Genomic DNA, 20,615 nt, shown 5'->3' on the forward strand with positions numbered 1-20,615 from the left:
GAGGGTGAAAGCTCTCTGCTTCAAATCAATCAACCCAAGAGCCAAGAGCATCGCCCGCAAGCGGGCTCCTACGTACGCGACGACCTACACGATGTCCTGCGTGGGTGGGGCGGTTTCTTCGGGGGGCTTCGGGGCGGACTCTTCCGCCGGTGGATCATCCATCAGCGGCAGGATCGCGGGGCTGTCCAGGTCGTCGAACTGCTGGTGGTTGACGGCCCAGAAGAACAGCGCCACCGCGACCAGCAACAGCAGCACAGTGACTGGAATCAGCATCAGCAGAATGTTCATGCGCGCAGCTCGCGCGTACGTTCCGCAGGGCCGGCCGGATCTGACCGTTCGGATGCCTCATCGCGACCGACCCGCAGCGCGTTCAGCACCACTACCAGCGAGCTCAGCGACATGCCGATGCCGGCCAGCCATGGCGGCACGAAACCAAACGCGGCAAACGGCACGGCGCACAGGTTGTACAGCAACGACCAGCGTCGGCTCTGCGCCATCACCCGCTGTACCTGGCGGGCGATCGCGCGGGCATCGATCAGACCGTCCAGACGTCCATCGAGCAACAACAGGTCGGCGTGCGCCTGCGCCAGTTCGGTGCCGGAGGTCAGCGCCGCGGAGACGTCGGCGCCGGCCAGCAGTGGCGCGTCGTTGCTGCCGTCGCCGACAGCCAGCGTGAGGTGGCCGTCGCGACGCGCAGCCTGCAGCCGTTGGAGCTTGTCGGCTGGCGACTGACGAGCATGCCAGTCGTCGATGCCGAGGCGGCTGGATAGAGCAGCTACGCGAGCCTCATCGTCGCCGCTGGCGATAGTCGGCATGATGCCGTCGGCGCGCAGCGCGTCGAGTACGCGGCGAGCATCGGCGCGAGGTTGTTCGTCCAGATGGAACGCTGCGATGGCGCCTTGCGCGTCGGCCAGCAGCAGCGCGCCTGCCGTGTTGTCCGGCAGGGACTGGCCACTGGGAGCGAGTGCGAAATCGGCACGACCCAGGCGCAGCGAGCGACCATCGACTTCGCCGCTGATGCCGGCACCGGCGCTGACCTGCACCGACTGCGCACGCAACGGCAGTGCATGCTGGCGGGCGGCATCGGCGAGGGCGCGGGCCAGCGGATGCGAGCTTTCGTGGGCCAGTGCGGCAGCCAGCTGCAGCACGCGGTCGGGCGTGTCGCCGCGCAGGGGTTCGACGGCGCGTCGGTCCAGCTGCGGCACGCTGAGCGTGCCGGTCTTGTCGAACAGCGCGTAGTCGACCTGCGCCAGCGTGGCCAGTGCGGCACCGTCGGTGACCAGCACGCCGCGACCGGCCAGCACGCCGAGCGCGCGGGTCAGCGTGGCCGGACGGGTCAGCGCGAACGCGCAGGGGCAGGCCACCACCAGCACCGCCACCGCCGCCTCGAACGCGCGCGCGGGATCGACCAGCAGCCAGCCCAAGGCGGTGAGCGCCGTCAGCAGCAATACGCGACCGACGAATCGGCCGATTTCGCGATCGCTGCCGCCGAGCAGGTTGCGGGCCTGTCGGGCACGCGTGGCCAGCGCGCCCAGGCGCGCCACGGTGGTGGATGCGCCGCCATGCTCCACGCGCAGCTCGGCCGGACCGGACAGCAGCACGCTGCCGGCGATCAGCCGCTCACCACGTACGCGGCTTAGCGGGCGGGATTCGCCAGACAGCAGCGCCTCGTCCACTTGCACGCGCGCGCTTTCCAGCACGCCGTCCGCAGGCACGGTGCCGCCCTCGGCGATATGCACCAGGTCGCCGGGCAGCAAGCCGATCGCGGCGACCGTTTCCAGCTCGCCGTCGGCGCGTCGGCGTTCGGCCAGCAGGGGCGACGCATCGATCACCGCGTCGCCCAGCGCACCGCTGCGATGGCGCGAGCGCAGTTCCAGATAGCGACCGCCGAGCAACAGGAACACGAACATGCTCACCGAATCGAAATAGATCTCGCCGCTGCCGCGCAGCGTGTTGAACACGCTGGCGAGAAACACCAGCGCCACCGCCAGCGCCACCGGCAGGTTGATCCCAAGCCGGCGTTCGCGCAGTTCGCGCACGGCGCCGGCGAAAAATGGCTGTGCCGAGTAGAACACCACGGGCACGGTGGTGATCAAGCCGAGCCAGCGGAACAGGTTGCGCGTGCTGAAGTCGACGAAATCGACCACGCCGATATAGATCACGAACGCGTACGTCATCACCTGCATCGCGCACATGCCGGCGACCAGCAGCCGCTTCAGCGCGTCGTGTTGTTCGTGCGAGCGGGCATCGTCGATGCTGTCGTGCTGCAGTGGCTGCGCCGGGCAGTGCGCGGCGGCGAAGTTGTCCAGCAGGCTCGGCAGCGACGTGCGCTGCGTATCCCACACCACCCGCACGCGCCGGGCCGGGCGATCGATGGCGACACGCCTCACGCCGGGCAGGGCGCGAATCCGCTGCTCCAGCCACAGCAGCTGACGCGGGTCATGCAGCGATTCGACGCGCAAGGCGATCTCGCTGCATCCGTCGCGGCGGCTGCGCAATACCTGCGCCGCGAGTTGTGGATGGCCCCATGCCGCATAGGTGCCGGCCGCATAGGTGCCAGCGGCATAGGTGCTGGCCGCGTAGATGCTCATCGTGGCGGGTCGGCTGGAGGGCGCTGCGGACTGCTGTGTGCGCCGACCGGAACGCCGAAGACCGTATGCGAGGTATCCAGCGGCGTGTCGGCGTGGCGCACACCGAGCACGATCAACCACACGCAACCGGCCATCGACGCGAAGAAGACCGCGATGCCCAGCCACAGCACCGGCTGGCGATACCAGGCCGATGCGGTGCGGGCGGCGATGTCATTGGCTGCTGGCATCGGCCGGATGCGACAGGTGATAGACATAAGCGGCAACGATGCGGATCTGGTCTTCGGTCAGCCGCGGGCTCCACACCGGCATATGGCCTTGGCGACCGTCGTGAATGGTCTTGCGGATATCCGCCACGGTGCCGCCATGCAACCAGATGTGATCGGTGAGGTTCGGCGCGCCGACCGCTTGGTTGCCCTTGCCGTCGGCGCCGTGGCAGGCCGCGCAGGTGGCGAACAATGGCTTGCCGGCAGCGGCCTTGGCCTCGTCGTGCGGCGAGCCGGACAGGCTCAGCACGTACTGCACAAGGTTGTCGACGTTGTCTTCGCCCAGGCTGGCCCACGGGGGCATCACGCCGGCACGGCCGTCGTGGATCGACGTGACGATGTCCTTGCCGCTGCCGCCATATAGCCAGTCGTTGTCGGTGAGATCGGGTGCGCCGAGCACCATATTGCCCTTGCCGCTGCGCTGATGGCAGGCGGCACAGCTGTCCTGGAACAGGACCTTGCCCATCTGCAGGGCTTGCGGATCGGCGGCCAGTTGCTCGACCGGATACAGCCGAAAGCGCGCCATCAACGGATCGAGCTTCTCCTCGTTCGCGGCGACCGCCTTGGCCAGTTCGCCGTGCGAAGTCCAGCCCAGCGCACCTTTGTGATTGCCGAAGCCGGGAAACAGATACAGATAGAAGAACGCGATCACGAACATGCTGGCCGAGAACAGCAGCCACCAGAGCGGCAGCTTGCGCACACCCTCCCGCAGCACGCCGTGGGCCCACACGTGGCCGCTGGTACCGTCGGGCAAGGTGGGGATTTTCGCGCGCGGTCCCCACAGGAACAGGAACAACGTGATGCCCATATTGAGCACCACCAGGAACATCACCCATAACGACCACCCGCTGCTCATGGGCGATTCTCCTTCGTGTCTACTTCCGTATCGAACTCGTCTTCCAGCGGCAGCCGCGCCATGCGGTTGAAGGCGGGCTTGTGCCGTTTGCGCCACGCCCAGATCCAGATACCGATGAAGCTGAACATCATCAGCAGGATGAATCCACCGGCGATGTAACCCCAGATCGGATTCATCGGCGTCATGGCGCGCCTCCGGTGCCGGCCGGGGCATCGTCCGGAGTGGTAGGCGTGCCGGCTGTCGCAGTGGGTTCGTTGCGGATGCCCAGGCCTTGCAGGTAGGCGATCAGTGCGTCCATTTCCGTCTTGCCTGCCAACGCGGCGGGCGCTGCGGCGATATCGGCGTCTGTATACGGATCGCCCAGCCGGCGCAGCGTGCGCATGCGCGCCTGCACATCGGCGGCGTCGATCGTGTCGTGCGCCAGCCAGGGATAGCCGGGCATGTTCGATTGCGGCGCGACCTGGCGCGGATTCATCAGATGCATGCGATGCCAGTCGTCGGAGTACTTGCCGCCGACGCGGGCAAGATCCGGCCCGGTGCGCTTGGAGCCCCACTGGAACGGGCGGTCGTAGACCGATTCGGCGGTGGTCGAGAAGTGACCGTAGCGCTGGGTCTCGAAACGCAGTGCGCGAATCATCTGCGAGTGGCACAGGTAGCAGCCCTCGCGCACATAGACGTCCTTGCCGATCAGCCGCAACGGATCGTAGGGATGCACGCCTGGCGGCGCCTTCAGCGAATGCGCTTCCATGAACAGCGGGGTGATCTCGGCCAGCCCGCCCAGCGAGACCATGACCGCGATCAGGATGCCGAGCAGGCCGGCGTGTTTCTCGATCGCTTCGAAATGCTTGTAGGCCATGATGTCGTCCTTAACCGGCGGCGGGCAGCGGAGCGGGTACCTGATGCGGTACCGGTTCCGGGATCGGCACGGGAATCGGCTTGATCAGCCGCGCCCGCGCATCCGCCGCGGTGTACCAGAGGTTCCACGCCATCACCCACATGCCCGAGAGGATGCACACGCCGCCCAGCCAGCGGATCAGGTACATCGGCTTGATCGCGATCAGGCTGTCGAGGAAGCCGTAGGTGAGCGCGCCGTCGGGCTGGGTGGCGCGCCACATCAGACCCTCGGTGACGCCGGCGGTCCACATCGAACCCACATAGAGCAGGGTGCCCGCCATGTGCAGCCAGAAATGCCACTCCATCGCCATGCGCGAGTACATTTCCGGGCGGCCCAGCGCGCGCGGCGCCATGGCGTACAGCGAGCCGATGGTGATCATCGCGACCCAGCCTAGCGAGCCGGAATGCACGTGGGCGATCGTCCAGTCGGTGTAGTGCGACAGTGAGTTCACCGTCTTCACCGCCATCATCGAGCCTTCGAAGGTGGCTGCCGCGTAGAACACCAGCGACATCACCATGAACTTGGCGGCCGGATCGATCTTGAGCCGCCACCACGAGCCGTTGAAGGTGAGCAGACCGTTCGCCGCCGAGCCCAGGCTGGGCATCAGCAACACCAGCGAGAAGGCCATGCCGACCGACTGCACCCAGTCCGGCAGTGCGGTGTACATCAGGTGGTGCGCGCCGGCCCACATGTAGACCGAAATCAGCGCCCAGAAATTGACTATCGAGAAGCGGTAGCTCCACAGCGGCTGCTGCGCCTGCCGCGGCACGAAGTAATACATCATGCCGAGGAAGCCGGCGGTGAGAAAGAACGCCACCGCGTTGTGGCCGTACCACCATTCCACCATCGCATCGACCACACCCGAATAAATCGGGTACGACTTCGTCCACGACACTGGCAGCGACAAGTGATTGACGATGTGCAGCAGGCCCACGGCGATGATGAATGCGCCGTAGTACCAGTTCGCCACGTAGATGTGCTTGATGCGCCGCCGCGCGAGGCTGGCGAAGAACACCGTGCCGAAGCTCACCCACACCACGGCGGTCAACAGGGCGATCCACCATTCCGGCTCGGCGTATTCCTTGCTGGTAGTCAGGCCCAGCGGCATCGACACCATGGCCAGCACGCAGATCAGCTGCCAGCCCCAGAACGTGAAGCCGGCCAGCTTGCCCAGCGCCAGCCGCGCGTGGCCGGTGCGCTGCACGACGTAATAGCAGGTGCCCATCAGCGCCGAGCCGCCGAACGCGAAGATCACGCCGAACGTGTGATCGGGGCGCAGCCGGCTGAAGGTGATCCACGGCAGGTCGAAGTTGAGCGCGGGCCACATCAGCTCGGCGGCGATGTACACGCCGACCGACATGCCGATGATGCCCCAGACGGCCGCAGCCAGCAGGAACTGGCGGACGACCTTGTCGTTGTAGTACTCGGTATTCGGCATGCGGTTTTCCCAATCAATCCCAGCATTATTGGTTCAAGCATGATGCGCCGCCTTGACTACGATCAATTCGCTGCGGCAATTCGCCCGGTCAGTGTCGCGTGCCCCGTCGCGTCACCGGGCATCGATGCTACCCCTCGCCGCCGCCCTGGCGCTGGTGGGGCAGGTCGGCGACGGTCGCTTCTCATCGGCTTTTGGACTGGAGCTGCGCCGATTTGCCACAGGCGTGTAAGCTCGATCGGGTATCCTTGGCGGTGTCGTCGCGCACCGTCGCGACCTGTTTTCCGGTTGATTCCATGAGTGAGCTTGCTTCGCAGAAACCGCGCCCGGCCGAACCGGCGCTACGCCGGCCCAGCGTAGCCGTGCAGATCGGCAAGATACGCGTGGGCGGTGGTGCGCCGGTGGTGGTGCAGTCGATGACCAACACCGACACCGAAGACCCGGCCAGCACCGCCAGGCAGATCGCCGAGCTGGCCCGTGCCGGCTCCGAACTGGTGCGCATCACGGTAAACACCCCGGCAGCAGCCGCCGCCGTGCCGCGCATTGCCGAGCGACTGGCGATGATGGGCGTGGACGTGCCGATCATCGGCGACTTCCATTACAACGGCCACCAGCTGCTGGAGCGCGAGCCGGCCTGCGCCGAGGCGCTGGCGAAGTACCGCATCAATCCCGGCAACGTGGGTTTCGGCAAGAAGAAAGACAGCCAGTTCGGCGCGATCATCGAGATGGCGTTGCGCTACGGCAAGCCGGTACGCATAGGCGCGAACTGGGGATCGCTGGACCAGAGCATGGTCACCGCGCTGATGGACCAGAATGCGCAGCGCGCCGATCCCTGGGATGCCTCGCACGTGGCGCGCGAGGCGCTGATCCGCTCGGCGCTGGATTCGGCTGCGCTGGCCGAGAAGATCGGGCTGGCGCGCGATCGCATCATCCTGTCGTGCAAAGTCTCCGGTGTGCAGGAGCTGATCGCGGTATATCGCGACCTCGCCGCGCGCTGCGACTACGCCTTGCATCTGGGTCTCACCGAGGCGGGCATGGGTTCCAAGGGCATCACCGCATCCAGTGCCGCACTGGCGGTGCTGTTGCAGGAGGGCATCGGCGACACCATCCGCATCTCGCTCACGCCAGAGCCGGGCGCCTCGCGCACCGGCGAAGTGATCGTGGCGCAGGAACTGCTGCAGACCATGGGCCTGCGCTCGTTCACGCCGCTGGTCACCGCATGCCCCGGTTGCGGCCGCACCACCAGCGAGTTCTTCCAGGAACTGGCGAAGACCGTGCAGGAACACGTGCGCGAGCAGATGCCCGTCTGGCGCATCAAGTACGACGGCGTGGAGAACCTCACGCTGGCGGTGATGGGCTGCATCGTCAACGGGCCGGGCGAATCCAAACACGCCAATATCGGTATTTCGCTGCCCGGCAATGGCGAGGCGCCGGCGGCGCCGGTATTCATCGACGGCGAGAAGGCGATGACCTTGCGTGGCGACAATATTGCCAATGAGTTTGTCGGCATCCTGGACGATTACGTGGCGCGCAAGTACGCGGCGCGGGCCGGCTGAGGTTTCTGTCACACAGTCACGCCGGTCCGTGCTTCACACTGCCCCTTGCACGCAGGATGCCAGGCGCGCATGTCGTGCACGGGACGTTCCCGCCGGAGTCTTGTCTTGACGATCAGCCCCCAATTCCGCACGGCCTCTTCCTATGTGTTGCTGTCTGCGCTGTGGATCTGGTTTTCCGATCGCGCACTGAACGCGATGGCGCGTGGCCAGGCCCAGCTTACATTCCTGCAGAGCATCAAGGGCGGGCTGTTCGTGCTGGTCACCGGGGCGCTGCTGTATTGGATGATCGGCCGCGACCTGCGCCGCTTGCAGATGGCCAACCACACCTTGCGCGAAGGCCACAGTCAGGCGCTGCGCGTGCTGGTGTCGGCGATGGACATCCGCCACCGGGAAACCGGTGACCATTCCGACCGGGTGATGCGTATGTCCGCAGGCCTGGCCCAGCGGGCAGGCGTGCATGGCGAGGCGCTGCGTCATCTCACGTTCGGTGCCTTGTTGCATGACATCGGCAAGCTGGCGTTGCCGGATTCGATACTGATCAAGCCCGGCAAACTGGACGACGAAGAGATGGCGGTGATGCGCCAGCATCCGAAACTCGGCTACGAACTGTTGCAGCGTGTCGATTTTCTGCGCGAGGCCGGTGATATTCCGCACGCTCATCATGAGCGCTGGGATGGCGCCGGCTATCCGCAAGGTCTGCGCGGTGAAGAAATTCCGTTGGCGGCGCGGATCTTCAGCGTAGTCGATGTATGGGATGCGCTGATCTCGGCGCGGGTCTACAAGCCGGCTTGGCCGGAACCCGACGTGCTGGATTATTTGCGCCAGGTCGCGGGCAGCCAGCTCGATCCGGATCTGGTGGCGCTGTTCCTGGATCACTACGACGACATCAAGGCGCTAGGCCGCGCTGCGGCCGACTGAAGCCGACGGCCGTCAATCGGACGCGCAAGGCTGAATCAAGCGTGGCGTGAACACGCTCCAGCTGCCGACGAGTCCGGCGCGCTGGCCGAGCTCGGCGACTTGTTGCAGAAACTGCACGCGCGGTATCTCGATCGCGCCAAGGCCCAGCGTATGTGCGTTGCTGACCTGCGCATCGATCAGCGGAAAATCCATGTCGTGCAGCAGCCGGGCAAGCGCGGCCAGCGCAAGCTTGGAGCCGCCGCTTTCGGCGCTGAACATCGATTCGCCGCAGAACAGCCGGCCGACCGCGACGCCGTAGATGCCGCCCACCAGCCGCTCGCCATCCCAGACTTCCACGCTGTGCGCGTGACCTTGCCGATGCAATTGCACATAGGCATCGATCATCGCCGGCACCAGCCAGGTGCCCGACTCGTTGGTGCGCGGCGCGGCGCAGGCGCGGATGACTGCGTCGAAAGAGTGATCGACGGTCAGCCGCCAATGCCGGCCGGCCAGCTGGCGGCGCAGGCTGCGGTTGATCCGCACCGCTTCGGTACGAAACACGCAACGCGGATCGGGCGACCACCACAGGATGGGTTCGCCCTCGCCGAACCATGGAAAGATGCCGTGGGTATAAGCGGCGAGCAGACGCTGTGGCGACAGATCGCCGCCGAACGCCAGCAAGCCGTTCGGCTCGGTCAGCGCGCCGCGAGGGTCGGGAAAGCGATCCCATGCGTCGGGACCCAGTAGCGGCAGGCGGATCATGGACCGGTGCGGCTGTGATCAGCGTGGCTGTGCTCGGTCCGGCCCTGATTGGCGTACGGGCTGTGGCTCTGCAGCTCGTCGACATAAGCGTCGACCGCTTGCGCTTCGCTGGCCAGCGCCGCTGCCACGGCGGCGCGGAAATCCGGGTTCGCCAGGTAGTGCCGCGAGTGCGTGCGCACCGGCAGGAAGCCGCGCGCCAGCTTGTGCTCGCCTTGCGCGCCGGGTTCGAAGCGGGTCAATTGGTGGGCGATCGCATGCTCGATGCCGCGGTAATAGCACAACTCGAAATGCAGGCCGGGTAGGTCCACAGACGCGCCCCAGTAGCGTCCGTACAGCACCTTGTTGCTCTGGATGAACAACGCCATCGCGACGATGGTTTCGTCCTGGCGCGCCAGTGCGAGCTGGGCGGTCCCACCCAGCTCGCCGAGTTGACGGAAGAACGCCGCGGTCAACGCCGCATGGTTGCCCTTCATGTCGAACGTGGTTTCGTACAGCGCGTGCACCTGCCGCCATTCGTCGCTGCTCAGTGTGTCGCCGCTGCGCCATTCGATGGTCACGCCGCTGGCGGCAACCTGGCTGCGTTCGCGCAGGATGTTCTTGCGCTTCTTGTGATTGAGCGTGGCGAGAAAAGCAGGAAAGTGGCGGTAACCGTGGTTGTGCCAGTGGAACTGCACATCCGAGCGCGCAAGCCAGTGCGGGTTCGAATGACCTTGGCCGAACGCGGCGAGTTCGGTTTCCTGCAGGAAATTCACGTGCACCGACGACAACCCCATCCGGTCGGCTTCGCTGCGCATCGCCTCGACCAGCGCCCGCTGCAGCATCGGCGTGCGCTCGTCATGGCCGGCCAGCAATCGCGGGCCGGGCACCGGCGAGTAGGGCACGCCGCAGAGCAGCTTGGGATAGTACTCGCCGCCGGCGCGTTCCCAGGCGCTGGCCCAGCTCCAGTCGAACACGAACTCGCCGTGCGAATTGCCCTTCAGATATAGCGGCGCGGCCGCGAGCAGCCGGCCGTTTTCATGAAGGCTCAGATGGTGCGCCTGCCAGCCCCAGTCGGGGCGGATGCAGCCGCCGCGTTCCAGTGCGGCCAGGAAAGCGTGCGACACGAACGGGTTCGCGTCGGCGCATAGTGCGTCCCACTCCGCGGCGGGCAGTTCGGTGATCGCGGCGTGGAAGCGGATGTCATGCATGGCGGAATCGGCCCAACCGTTGTTGTAGGAGTCCGCTCGCGGGCGATGCTTTTGCTTTGATGTCTGATTGGGTAGGGAGATCAGAGCAAAAGCATCGCCCGCGAGCGGGCTCCTACAAACAATATCAGCCGGCCGGGGTCTGCTGATCCAGCCAGCGTTCGGCGTCCAGTGCGGCCATGCAGCCGAAGCCGGCCGAAGTCACCGCCTGGCGATACACGTGGTCGGCGACGTCGCCGGCGGCGAACACGCCCGGCACCGAGGTCATCGTGGCCATGCCGCTCTGCCCGCTATGGATCTTGATGTAGCCGTCGTGCATGTCGAGCTGGCCTTCGAAGATGCCGGTGTTCGGGGTATGGCCGATCGCCACGAAGAAGCCGGTGGCGGCGATGTCGCGGGTGACCCCGGAGTTGACGTCTTTCACGCGCACGCCAGTGACACCGGTCTCGTCGCCGAGCACTTCGTCGATGCTGTGGTTCCAGACCAGCTCGATCTTGCCGGCGGCGGCCTTCTCGAACAGCTTGTCCTGCATGATCTTCTCGGCGCGCAGCTTGTCGCGGCGGTGCACCAGGTAGACCTTGCGGCCGATATTGGCCAGGTACAGCGCTTCCTCGACCGCAGTATTGCCGCCGCCGATCACCACCACGTCCTGGTCACGGAAGAAGAAGCCGTCGCAGGTGGCGCAGGCGGAGACGCCCTTGCCCTTGTACTTTTCTTCGCTGGCGATGCCCAGATATTTGGCGGTGGCGCCGGTCGTGATGATGAGCGCGTCGGCGGTGTACTCGCCGGAATCGCCCTTGAGCCGGAACGGGCGCTGCTTCAGATCCGCGGTGTGGATGTGATCGAAGATCATCTCGGTGTGGAAGCGTTCGGCATGTTCGGCCATGCGCTGCATCAGTGCCGGGCCCTGCAGGCCTTCGACGTCGCCTGGCCAGTTGTCCACGTCGGTAGTGGTCATCAGCTGGCCGCCCTGCTGCAGGCCGGTGATCATGGTCGGCTTGAGGTTGGCGCGCGCGGCATAAACTGCCGCGGTATAGCCGGCCGGGCCTGAGCCTAGGATCAGCAGGCGGACGTGTTTGGTGGTGCTCATGGTTGTTATAATCCTTGAGTTTACTGATGGCCTGGACCCTTATTCGCTGCCACTGCGCCGATGGTTTCCTCATCCGGGGAAAGTCGGCGACAAAGTGGGCGAGCAAGAGGCCACGAATCCGCAAGGATGGGGAATACACCCGGCCGATTCAAGGTAGGCGACAGATTCAATGACCCACCGCGGCGTCAATGCGATGGATTTACAACGTGCTCCCACAGGATTCTTTCTCCATGCGTATCGGTATCCCCTCCGAAACCAAGACCCTCGAAGGTCGTGTTGCCCTCGTTCCCGCCGCCGCCGCCGATCTGGTGCGCCGTGGCCATGAAGTGTTCATCCAGGCTGGTGCGGGTCTGAAGAGCGGCTTTGCCGACGAGGCCTATATCAAGGAAGGCATCAAGATCGTGCCCGATGCTGCGGCCCTGTACGAGGCTGGCGAGCTGATCGTCAAGGTGAAAGAGCCGGTGGCCGGCGACCTGGCGCTGCTGAAGAAGCATCACCTGCTGTTCTGCTACCTGCATCTGGCCGCCGAACCGGCACTGACCCGGAGTCTGCTCGACATCGGCCTGACCGGCATCGCGTTCGAGTCGGTGGAAGAGAACGGTGTGCTGCCGCTACTGTTGCCGATGTCGGTGATCGCCGGCCGTATCGCGACCCAGATCGGCACCACCTTGCTGCATCGCCCGCAGGGCGGCAAAGGCAAGCTGCTGGGCGGCATGGCCTCCACTCCGCGCGGCAAGGTCGTCGTGCTCGGTGCCGGCGCCGCCGGTGGTGCCGCCGCCTCGCTGGCCGCCGCTGCGGGCGCCAACGTGGTGGTGTTCGACAAGCGCCAGGATCGCCTCGCCGAGATGATGGCGATGGGCCCGAACGTCACCGCGCTTTACGCCTACGAGTCGTCCGTGGCCGAAGAAGTGCGTGACGCCGATATCGTGGTCGGCGCGGTGCTGGTGCCCAGCGCCAAGGCGCCACGGGTGGTCACCGAAGCCATGGTCAAGACGATGGAGCCGGGCAGCGTGCTGGTGGACATCGCGATCGACCAGGGCGGCTGCTTCGAGACCTCGAAGCCGACCACCTGGAAGGAGCCGACCTACGACGTGCATGGCGTCACCCACTTCTGCGTCACCAACATGCCCGGCGCCGTGCCGCAGACCTCGTCGGTGGCGATATCCGCCGCGATCCTGCCGTACGTGCAGCGTCTGGCCGCCGGTAACGAGTGGCGCGAGTTCGCTCCGTTGAGCGGCGGCATCAATATCGACGGCGGCAAGCTGGTACATCCGGCGTTGCAAGGTATGCTCTGACCCTGTCTGGAACTAACCAGTCCAAAAAAGGGAAGCCCTCCAAGGTGGCGCGAAGCGCGAACGTCAAACCACAACCGAAGGAAGGCCTCAGCGAGGAGCTGAAGCGCCGGCTGCGTGAAGCCGGCGCTCTGCTATTGCTGCCGCTGGCGTTGTATCTGCTGGTGTGCCTGTTCAGTTACAACGCCCATGACCCCAGCTGGACGAACGCCGGCCAGCTGGAGCATGCGCGCAATTTCGGCGGCACGGTGGGCGCCTACGTCGCCGACCTGCTGCGCTGGATCTTCGGCCTGGTGGCCTACTGTTTCCCGCTGCTGCTGCTGTTGCTCGGCGTGCAGGTGCTGCGCCAGCGCGGCGAGCAGTCGGTGCATCCGTGGGAGCCGGCGCTGCGCCTGATTGGCTTCGTGTTTTTCTTCATCACCGGCCCCGCGCTGCTGTACCTCAATTTCCATGACGATCCGGTGCTGCCGCAAGGCGTCGGCGGCATCATCGGTGTCTGGGTCGGCGATGCCTTGCTCAGTGCGTTCGGCGCCAAGGGTGCGCCGCTGCTGTTGCTTGCGCTGTTTCTGATCGCGGTGACGCTGGCGACCGGGCTGTCATGGTTCAAGGTGATGGACTGGACCGGGCAGGGCGTATTGCAACTGGTGGGCTGGGCCCGCGGCAAGCTGCGCCAGGCGCCGCAGGCGATGGCCGCGCGGCAGGCTCGCAACGAGCGCGAGGTGGTCAAGAAGGCCGATGCGGTGAAGCAGGCCAAGCGCGAACCGGTACGCATCGAGCCCGCGCCCGCGCCGGTGACCAAGAGCGAGCGGGCCAAACTCGAAACGCAGATTCCGCTGTTCGTCGGTGCCTCCACGCCGGGCGAGCTGCCGCCGCTGTCGCTGCTGGACGAGGCGCCGCTCCAGGGGCCGGGCTATTCCGAGGAAACCCTCGAAGTGCTCTCGCGCCAGGTCGAGTTCAAGCTGAAGGATTTCAAGATCGACGCCAAGGTGGTCGGCGCCTATCCGGGCCCGGTGATCACCCGCTTCGAGATGGAACCGGCGGCCGGTGTGCGCGGTTCGCAGGTGTCGAGCCTGGACAAGGACATCGCCCGCGGCCTGTCGGTGGTCAGTGTGCGCGTGGTCGACGTGATCCCCGGCAAAAACGTGATCGGACTGGAAATTCCGAATACCCACAAGCAGATCGTGTACCTGTCGGAGATTCTGCGCTCGGACAAGTACGACCAGCTGAAGTCGCCGCTGGCGCTGGCGCTGGGCAAGGACATCGGCGGCAGGCCGGTGGTGGTCGACCTGGCCAAGATGCCGCATCTGCTGGTGGCCGGCACTACCGGTTCAGGCAAGTCGGTGGCGGTCAACGCGATGGTGCTGAGCCTGCTGTACAAGGCCAGCGCGAAAGACGTGCGGATGATCATGATCGATCCGAAGATGCTGGAGCTTTCGGTCTACGAAGGCATCCCGCACCTGCTGGCGCCGGTGGTCACCGACATGAAGGAAGCCGCCAACGCGCTGCGCTGGTGCGTGGCCGAGATGGAGCGCCGCTACAAGCTGATGGCCGCGGTCGGCGTGCGCAATCTGGGCGGCTTCAACAAGAAGGTGAAGGACGCCGAGAACGCCGGACAGCCCTTGCTCGATCCGCTGTTCCGGCCGAATCCGGAGATGCCGAACCTGGCGGCCGAGCCGCTGGAGCCGCTGCCGTACATCGTGATCATCATCGACGAATTCGCCGACATGATGATGATCGTGGGCAAGAAAGTGGAGGAGCTGATCGCCCGGCTCGCGCAGAAGGCGCGTGCCGCCGGCGTGCATCTGATCCTGGCCACGCAGCGCCCGTCGGTCGACGTGATCACCGGCCTGATCAAGGCGAATATCCCGACCCGCATCGCGTTCCAGGTGTCCAGCAAGATCGATTCGCGCACGATTCTCGATCAATCCGGCGCCGAGGCGTTGCTCGGCCATGGCGACATGCTCTATCTGCCGCCTGGCACCGCCACGCCGGAGCGCGTGCATGGCGCCTTCGTCGACGATCACGAGGTACATCACGTGGTCGCCTGGCTGAAATCGCAGGGCGCGCCGCAATACATCGAGGGCGTGCTCGAGGAAGTGCAGGCCACCAGCGACGGCAAGTACATCAACGACTCCGGCCTGCCGCAGGATGGCGAGGAAGGTGGCGGCGATGCCGACACCCAGTTGTACGACAAGGCGGTAGCGATCGTCACACAGACGCGCCGCGCCTCGATCTCCGGCGTGCAGCGCCACCTGCGCATCGGCTACAACCGCGCCGCGCGGCTGGTCGAGCAGATGGAACAGGACGGCGTCGTCAGTGCCCCGCAGCACAACGGCAACCGCGAAGTGCTGGCGCCACCGCCGCCCAAAAATTGACGGTAAATGGTTCGGTTAAGCCAGCGCGGGCCACACTTCGTACCCATCGCCACGCCATCTCCATCTACAGGGAATCCGATGAAACGCTTCGTGCTTGCCGTCACCGCAGTTGTGCTGATGTTGTCGCTAGGCACCGTGGCGCAGGCCGCCAACGGTGCGGCGCGCACGCGGCTGGATGCCTTCGCCGCCGGCCTGCATTCGCTCACCGGGCAGTTCACCCAGTCGCTGACCGACATCAACGGCCACAGCACCAAGTCCAGTTCCGGCACGCTGGCGCTGGAAGCTCCGCGCCAATTCCGCTGGGATACGCTGGCGCCGTACAAACAGACCATCGTGGCCGACGGCAGCCGGGTATGGATGTACGACCCGGAGCTGGAGCAGGTCACCGTACGCGTGCAGAGCACCGAAGAGGCGCACAGCCCGCTCACCGTGCTGACCGACGTCAAGCAGCTGGACAGGAACTTCAAGGTCGCCGAGCAGGGCGAGCACGACGGGCTGGTCTGGTTGCGGCTCACCTCCACCGCCAAGGATCCGCAGTTCGACTATGCCGATCTCGGATTCGACGCGAACGGCCTGGCGCGCATGACGTTCCGCGACCAGCTCGGCTCCACCACCGACATCCGTTTCTCCGGCTGGCAGCGCAATGCGCCGATTCCGGCGTCCGCCTTCAATTTCGTGCCGCCGAAGGGCGCCGACGTGATCGGCGACGTGCCGGTAATCACCACTCAGCCGCTGAAGGACTGATCCCGCAAGACGGTGTCGCTACGAGCTGACGGCGGCGTGCTTCAGACCGCCGTGGCGCAACGGTTGCGACCATTGTTCTTGGCCTCGTACAGCGCCTTGTCGGCACGCGACAGCCATTGTTCGATCGATTCACCCGGACGCAGCGCGGCGATGCCGATGCTGACGGTCACCGGAATCGGGCGCCCGTCGTGGATTACCGTGGTGCCGGCCAGCGCCGCGCAGATGCGCTCGGTGGTTTCCTGGGCATGTTGCAGGCTGGTGTCGGGCAGGCACAGCACGAATTCCTCGCCGCCGTAGCGCCCGACCAAGTCGCCTTGCCGGCAGTGCCGCTTTATGACCTCGATCGCGCAGCGGATCACCGTATCGCCGGCCAGGTGACCGTGAGTGTCATTGATACGCTTGAAGCGATCGAGGTCGAACAGCGCGATGCACACCGGGCGTCCCTGCGCCTGTTCGCGCACGACCCCGGCCAGCTCCAGAAAACGGCGCCGGTTGTAGACGCCGGTCAGTCCATCGGTGCTGGCCAGTTCATCGAGACGCTGGTTGGCGGCGAGCAGGTCGCGCGTGTGTTCGTCGATCTGCCGCTGCAGCTGCGCGGCCTGGCGGCGGAGATAGAGCGTGCGCAGATTGACCAGCATGACCATCAGCCCGATCAGCAGCAGTACGGCAATCAGCCGGCTGATCGCGGTTTCGTACCAGCGTGGTTTGACCGTGATGCCGACACGGGTTTCGACGGTCTGGGGCTGCATGCCATGGGTCGCCGCGCGCAGATGCAGACGATAGTCGCCGTGGGGCAGGTTGGTGTAGATGGCGCTGGGCAGGCTGCCCCTGGGGATCTCGGTCCAGTCGTCGTCGAGGCCTTCCATGCGGTAGCTGTAGGAGGTTTCCAGCGGCGCCTGGTAGTCGAGCAGGGCAAAGTCCAGTCGCAGGTTCCGGCTGCGCGAATCCAGCTCGAGGGTCTGCCCATCACGGGGAATTTCCCCAAACGGCATCTCGCTGCCGTTGACGATGGCATGGGTGATCGTCAGCGGCGCCGCAGCGGTCGCCGGCGCCTGCCATTGCGGCCGGATCACGGTCAATCCGCCCAGGCCCCCGAACAGCAGTTCGCCATCTGGCGCCCGCGCGGCAGCCGCATAGATGTAACTGCGGATGTGCAGGCCATCGCGCGGGCCGAGGTTGTGCACGCTCCGCATGTCGCTGTCGATCATCGATACGCCGATGGAAGTGCTGATCCACAGGTTGCCGCGATCGTCGTCCTGCATGCCGCTGATCTTGTCGTCTGCCAAGCCTTGCGCGACGCCGAGGGTGCGGAAGCGATAAGGCCCTCCGGGCGAATAGTGATCGATCACTCCCAGCCCGCCGAAGGTACTGACCCACAATCGCTGCTGCGGGTCCAGCATGATCGAGCTGACATAGTTCTGCGGCAGACTGGACGGGTCGTCGCGATGGTGGGTGAGGTTCTCGAAGCCGTGAGGGTCCAGCGTGCTGTGGTCCGGCGTGCTGTCCGCAATGCTGATGCCGCGGGTGGTGCCATACCACCAGCTGTCGCCCACGCGGGCGATCGCGCGTACCGTGTCGCTGCTGAGGCTGTTCGGATCACCCGCTTCGTGACCGACATGATCGAGCGCCCCGCTGCGCGTGTCGTAGCGATACAAGCCGTCATAGGTGCCGATAAGGATGCGCGAACCGTCCCGTTGCAGACTGAGCACCGGCTTGTTTTCCAGCGCCGGCAGCGCCAGCGGCCGGATCGCCAGCGCATCGGGCTCGATCCGGGCCAGCCCTTGCGTACCGACCAGGATCGAACCGTCCGCTGCTTCGACGAAGGTCTGCACGTCGCGGTGGATCTGGTTGCCGTCCAGCTGCAGATGGCTCATGCGGCCGGCCTTGAGATCGATCATGTCGATCCGGCCCGAGCCCAGGCCAAGCCAGATGCGGTCGCGTGTGTCGACGTAGATGCCGCGCACGCTGGTGTCGCTGAGCGTGTTCTGTTCCAGCGGTGAAGGCAGCAGCGAGAAGGCCAGGCGCGCGTTGGGATGGGTGCGGGCGAGGCCGAGATCGGTGGCGACCCAGATGTTGCCCGAACGGTCCAGCAGCAGCGCGCGCACCGAGTCGCCCGGCAGGGTGGAGGCGATCGCCGCATCGTGCTTGATCTGGCGCAGTTGGGTGTCGCCCACGGTGTACGCGAGCACGCCGCTGCCATCGGTGGCGATCCATATCGTGTCCGGCGCGACCTGAAGAAAGCCGCGCACCGTGGATTGCTGGGCGCCGTTCCTATAGCCGCTGAAGCCCGGCACCGCGTGCCACTGGCCGTCGGTATCGCGATAGGCCGCACCGGCTTGTCCGCTGCCTGCCCACAGCCTGCCGGCACGATCCTCGTGGATGGTCCAGATCTGATTGCCCAGCACGCTGGCCACGGCACCGGCCGGATGCTTCGGCTGCTCGAATGTCGTCGAACCGGCGCGGCGCACGAACAGTCCCTTGTTGTTGCCCAGCCACAGATTGCCGGCGCGATCCTGCATTACGCTGAAATTGCGTCGCTCGGTGCCGCCGCCGGTATGCAGCTGAGTAATCGTGTCGGTGCGCAGATCGAGGTGATCCAGTCCCGAATCGGTGGCGATCCACACGCCACCGGCATGATCATCGGCGAGGTCGTAGATCTTTCTGTCCGAGGTGCCGCTCGCGCCTATCGGGTAGTTGCGGAACCGATTGGTTGCCGGGTCGAAGCGTGCCAGTCCGCCCGCGTTGGTGCCTATCAGCAGGCCGCCGTCGGGCAGGGCGAGCAGGCTGCGCACATAGGCGTCGGGCAACCCCGGGTTGTTGCCGTTGCGGGTGTCGAATGCCTGCGTGCGATAGCCGTCGTAGCGCGCCAGGCCCACCATGCTGCCGACCCAGATCAGGCCGCCCCGATCTTGCGCAACCGAGGTGATGATCGATTGCGGCAGCCCTTCGGCGGTGCCGGGCCGGTCGAACCAGGGCGCATCGAATGGCGCCCACGGGTCGCTGCCCGCACTGGCGGAACCACACAGGAAAAACAGCAGAACCAACCCGACGAGCCTCAGGAGACTACGGCGGCCCCGGTAACGCAACGAATTAATGCGTTGTCCGACATGCCGGGTTGACGTGTGCAGGTGCGACCTGTCACCACCATCCTTCCTTCTTCCGGAAGGAATCTGCGTCCTCACCTTCACTTGCGTTCTGGCCCCCCCCAGCGGTGCGCTACGGATCAAAGCCGCAGCGTGGGGCCATCATAGCGGCAATCCGCGTCATCCCGATGTCAGGGCGGCTAGGGCGTCCCCGGGCATGCCGTATCATGCCCGTCATGCCACGTTCCATCCCGACGTCCATGCCCGGCCTGTTCGCCGAACCCGACGCGCTCAAGCCGCTGGCCGAACGCATGCGCCCGCGCAGCCTCGACGAGATCGTGGGCCAGCAGCGGCTGGTCGGCCCGGACAAGGCGCTGCGCCGCGCGCTGGAGGCCGGCAAGATCCACTCGATGGTGCTGTGGGGGCCGCCCGGTTGCGGCAAGACCACGCTGGCGCTGCTGGTGGCGCGTTATGCCGACGCGGATTTCCGAGCGATCTCCGCGGTGCTGTCCGGGTTGCCGGATGTGCGCAAGGCGCTGGCCGAAGCCGAGGTGAACTTCGCCCAGGGACGGCGCACCGTGCTGTTTGTCGACGAGGTGCACCGCTTCAACAAGACCCAGCAGGATGCGTTCCTGCCGCACATCGAACGCGGTGTGATCATCTTCATCGGCGCCACCACCGAGAACCCGTCGTTCGAACTGAATTCCGCGCTGCTGTCGCGCTGCCGCGTACACGTGCTGGAGCCGATCTCGACCGACGACATCATTGCCGCGCTCAAGCGCGCGCTGACCGACAGCGAGCGCGGCCTCGGCGAGTTGCAACTGCAGGTGGGTGACGAATCGCTGGAGTCGATCGCCCAGGCCGCCGACGGCGACGTGCGCCGTGCGCTGACCTTGCTGGAAATCGCCGCCGAGCTGGCCGAAGACCGGCGTATCGACGAGGTCACGTTGGCCCAGGTGCTGGCCGACCGAACGCGCCGTTTCGACAAGCAGGGCGAGCAGTTCTACGACCAGATCTCGGCGCTGCATAAATCCGTGCGCTCGTCCGATCCCGATGCCGCCGTGTACTGGCTGTGCCGCATGCTCGACGGCGGCGTCGATCCGCTGTACCTGGCGCGGCGGATGACCCGCATGGCGGTGGAGGACGTCGGCCTCGCCGAGCCCCGCGCCTGGCGCATGGCGCTGGACGCGTGGGATACCTATGAACGCCTGGGCAGCCCGGAAGGCGAGTTGGGCCTGGCCCAGCTGGCGATCTGGCTGGCGATCTCGCCCAAGAGCAACGCCGCGTACATGGCCTACAACAAGGCCCGCGCCGCGGTGCGCGACGGCGGCACGCTGGAAGTGCCGATGCACTTGCGCAACGCACCGACGACATTGATGAAAGGCCTCGGTTACGGTAAGGGCTATCAATACGACCACGATGCCGAAGGCGGCATCGCGCTGGACCAGCAATGCCTGCCCGACGCACTTGCCGGCAGCGTGTTCTACGAACCGGTCGAGCGTGGCCTTGAATTGCAGTTGCGCGAGAAGCTGCTGGCACTGCGCGCCGCTCGCGAGAAGGCGCGCGGCAAATAATCATGGCGCGTTTGCCGT

General features: G+C 65.8%; 17 protein-coding genes. 6 read left to right on the plus strand and 11 right to left on the minus strand.

The genetic code is table 11. From position 1 onward, the window contains the following. Positions 1-84 precede the first annotated feature (84 nt). From ccoS to ccoN, 7 genes are read right to left on the minus strand one after another with little or no spacing between them, the layout of a single operon-like run. Positions 85-288, minus strand: a complete 204-nt coding sequence (ccoS, locus tag BUA26_RS10975) for a cbb3-type cytochrome oxidase assembly protein CcoS (protein WP_072760687.1) — start codon at positions 286-288, stop codon at positions 85-87. Next, positions 285-2,591, minus strand: a complete 2,307-nt coding sequence (locus BUA26_RS10980; protein ID WP_072760689.1) for a heavy metal translocating P-type ATPase — start codon at positions 2,589-2,591, stop codon at positions 285-287. Before BUA26_RS10980 ends, ccoS begins: the two co-directional genes overlap by 4 nt. After that, positions 2,588-2,818 carry a hypothetical protein gene (locus BUA26_RS10985; RefSeq protein WP_072760691.1) on the minus strand — a complete coding sequence of 77 codons (231 nt, stop codon included), beginning with the start codon at positions 2,816-2,818 and terminating at the stop codon, positions 2,588-2,590. Before BUA26_RS10985 ends, BUA26_RS10980 begins: the two co-directional genes overlap by 4 nt. Next, positions 2,802-3,710: a cytochrome-c oxidase, cbb3-type subunit III gene (ccoP, locus tag BUA26_RS10990; RefSeq protein ID WP_072760693.1), complete on the minus strand. Its 909-nt coding sequence runs from the start codon at positions 3,708-3,710 to the stop codon at positions 2,802-2,804. The genes BUA26_RS10985 and ccoP overlap by 17 nt, the downstream gene beginning before the upstream one ends. Continuing rightward, a complete protein-coding gene (locus tag BUA26_RS10995; RefSeq protein ID WP_072760695.1) occupies positions 3,707-3,895 on the minus strand; it encodes a cbb3-type cytochrome oxidase subunit 3 in 189 nt (62 codons plus the stop codon). The genes ccoP and BUA26_RS10995 overlap by 4 nt, the downstream gene beginning before the upstream one ends. Next, a complete protein-coding gene (gene ccoO / locus BUA26_RS11000) occupies positions 3,892-4,566 on the minus strand; it encodes a cytochrome-c oxidase, cbb3-type subunit II (protein ID WP_072760697.1) in 675 nt (224 codons plus the stop codon). Before ccoO ends, BUA26_RS10995 begins: the two co-directional genes overlap by 4 nt. 10 nt (positions 4,567-4,576) lie before the next feature. Then, the gene (gene ccoN, locus BUA26_RS11005; RefSeq protein WP_072760699.1) at positions 4,577-6,043 is read right to left on the minus strand and encodes a cytochrome-c oxidase, cbb3-type subunit I; all 1,467 of its coding nucleotides are present in this window, start codon (positions 6,041-6,043) and stop codon (positions 4,577-4,579) included. Between the two features lie 293 nt (positions 6,044-6,336). Here ccoN and ispG point away from each other — a divergent pair, with 293 nt between their 5' ends. Both ispG and BUA26_RS11015 read left to right on the plus strand, forming a co-directional pair. Continuing rightward, on the plus strand, positions 6,337-7,596 hold the full coding sequence (ispG, locus tag BUA26_RS11010; RefSeq protein WP_072760701.1) for a flavodoxin-dependent (E)-4-hydroxy-3-methylbut-2-enyl-diphosphate synthase: 1,260 nt from the start codon (positions 6,337-6,339) through the stop codon (positions 7,594-7,596). A 105-nt stretch (positions 7,597-7,701) separates the two neighbouring features. Continuing rightward, positions 7,702-8,514: an HD-GYP domain-containing protein gene (locus tag BUA26_RS11015; RefSeq protein WP_255368280.1), complete on the plus strand. Its 813-nt coding sequence runs from the start codon at positions 7,702-7,704 to the stop codon at positions 8,512-8,514. Positions 8,515-8,526: 12 nt separating this feature from the next. Here the strand turns inward: BUA26_RS11015 and aat are convergent, their stop codons facing one another. The 3 genes from aat to trxB all read right to left on the minus strand — a co-directional run bounded on the left by aat (position 8,527) and on the right by trxB (position 11,529). Next, complete coding sequence (gene aat, locus BUA26_RS11020; RefSeq protein WP_072760703.1) at positions 8,527-9,255, minus strand: leucyl/phenylalanyl-tRNA--protein transferase; 729 nt, start codon at positions 9,253-9,255, stop codon at positions 8,527-8,529. Next, the gene (locus BUA26_RS11025; RefSeq protein ID WP_072760706.1) at positions 9,252-10,442 is read right to left on the minus strand and encodes a GNAT family N-acetyltransferase; all 1,191 of its coding nucleotides are present in this window, start codon (positions 10,440-10,442) and stop codon (positions 9,252-9,254) included. The genes aat and BUA26_RS11025 overlap by 4 nt, the downstream gene beginning before the upstream one ends. A gap of 124 nt (positions 10,443-10,566) precedes the next feature. Then, a complete protein-coding gene (trxB, locus tag BUA26_RS11030; protein WP_072760708.1) occupies positions 10,567-11,529 on the minus strand; it encodes a thioredoxin-disulfide reductase in 963 nt (320 codons plus the stop codon). A 230-nt stretch (positions 11,530-11,759) separates the two neighbouring features. On the opposite strand from trxB, the gene ald reads away from it, so the two are divergent. The 3 genes from ald to lolA all read left to right on the plus strand — a co-directional run bounded on the left by ald (position 11,760) and on the right by lolA (position 15,940). Continuing rightward, positions 11,760-12,824: an alanine dehydrogenase gene (gene ald, locus BUA26_RS11035; protein ID WP_072760717.1), complete on the plus strand. Its 1,065-nt coding sequence runs from the start codon at positions 11,760-11,762 to the stop codon at positions 12,822-12,824. 44 nt (positions 12,825-12,868) lie between these two features. Continuing rightward, complete coding sequence (locus tag BUA26_RS11040) at positions 12,869-15,196, plus strand: DNA translocase FtsK (protein ID WP_072760718.1); 2,328 nt, start codon at positions 12,869-12,871, stop codon at positions 15,194-15,196. A gap of 78 nt (positions 15,197-15,274) precedes the next feature. Continuing rightward, the gene (gene lolA / locus BUA26_RS11045; RefSeq protein ID WP_072760719.1) at positions 15,275-15,940 is read left to right on the plus strand and encodes an outer membrane lipoprotein periplasmic chaperone LolA; all 666 of its coding nucleotides are present in this window, start codon (positions 15,275-15,277) and stop codon (positions 15,938-15,940) included. A gap of 41 nt (positions 15,941-15,981) precedes the next feature. Here the strand turns inward: lolA and BUA26_RS11050 are convergent, their stop codons facing one another. Further along, complete coding sequence (locus BUA26_RS11050) at positions 15,982-18,984, minus strand: ligand-binding sensor domain-containing diguanylate cyclase (RefSeq protein WP_255368281.1); 3,003 nt, start codon at positions 18,982-18,984, stop codon at positions 15,982-15,984. A gap of 275 nt (positions 18,985-19,259) precedes the next feature. On the opposite strand from BUA26_RS11050, the gene BUA26_RS11055 reads away from it, so the two are divergent. Beyond that, positions 19,260-20,597 carry a replication-associated recombination protein A gene (locus BUA26_RS11055; protein WP_072760720.1) on the plus strand — a complete coding sequence of 446 codons (1,338 nt, stop codon included), beginning with the start codon at positions 19,260-19,262 and terminating at the stop codon, positions 20,595-20,597. The last annotated feature ends 18 nt before the right edge of the window (positions 20,598-20,615 follow it).

The sequence above is a fragment of the Rhodanobacter sp. OK091 genome (assembly GCF_900142825.1).
In the GTDB taxonomy this organism is placed as follows: Bacteria; Pseudomonadota; Gammaproteobacteria; order Xanthomonadales; family Rhodanobacteraceae; genus Rhodanobacter.

Bases quoted from the DNA above. Each gene is read 5' to 3' on its own strand.
- ccoS (WP_072760687.1), bottom strand. From the start codon at position 288: ATGAACATTCTGCTGATGCTGATTCCAGTCACTGTGCTGCTGTTGCTG.
- BUA26_RS10980 (WP_072760689.1), bottom strand. From the start codon at position 2,591: ATGAGCATCTACGCGGCCAGCACCTATGCCGCTGGCACCTATGCGGCC.
- BUA26_RS10985 (WP_072760691.1), bottom strand. From the start codon at position 2,818: ATGCCAGCAGCCAATGACATCGCCGCCCGCACCGCATCGGCCTGGTAT.
- ccoP (WP_072760693.1), bottom strand. From the start codon at position 3,710: ATGAGCAGCGGGTGGTCGTTATGGGTGATGTTCCTGGTGGTGCTCAAT.
- BUA26_RS10995 (WP_072760695.1), bottom strand. From the start codon at position 3,895: ATGACGCCGATGAATCCGATCTGGGGTTACATCGCCGGTGGATTCATC.
- ccoO (WP_072760697.1), bottom strand. From the start codon at position 4,566: ATGGCCTACAAGCATTTCGAAGCGATCGAGAAACACGCCGGCCTGCTC.
- ccoN (WP_072760699.1), bottom strand. From the start codon at position 6,043: ATGCCGAATACCGAGTACTACAACGACAAGGTCGTCCGCCAGTTCCTG.
- ispG (WP_072760701.1), top strand. From the start codon at position 6,337: ATGAGTGAGCTTGCTTCGCAGAAACCGCGCCCGGCCGAACCGGCGCTA.
- aat (WP_072760703.1), bottom strand. From the start codon at position 9,255: ATGATCCGCCTGCCGCTACTGGGTCCCGACGCATGGGATCGCTTTCCC.
- BUA26_RS11025 (WP_072760706.1), bottom strand. From the start codon at position 10,442: ATGCATGACATCCGCTTCCACGCCGCGATCACCGAACTGCCCGCCGCG.
- trxB (WP_072760708.1), bottom strand. From the start codon at position 11,529: ATGAGCACCACCAAACACGTCCGCCTGCTGATCCTAGGCTCAGGCCCG.
- ald (WP_072760717.1), top strand. From the start codon at position 11,760: ATGCGTATCGGTATCCCCTCCGAAACCAAGACCCTCGAAGGTCGTGTT.
- lolA (WP_072760719.1), top strand. From the start codon at position 15,275: ATGAAACGCTTCGTGCTTGCCGTCACCGCAGTTGTGCTGATGTTGTCG.
- BUA26_RS11055 (WP_072760720.1), top strand. From the start codon at position 19,260: ATGCCACGTTCCATCCCGACGTCCATGCCCGGCCTGTTCGCCGAACCC.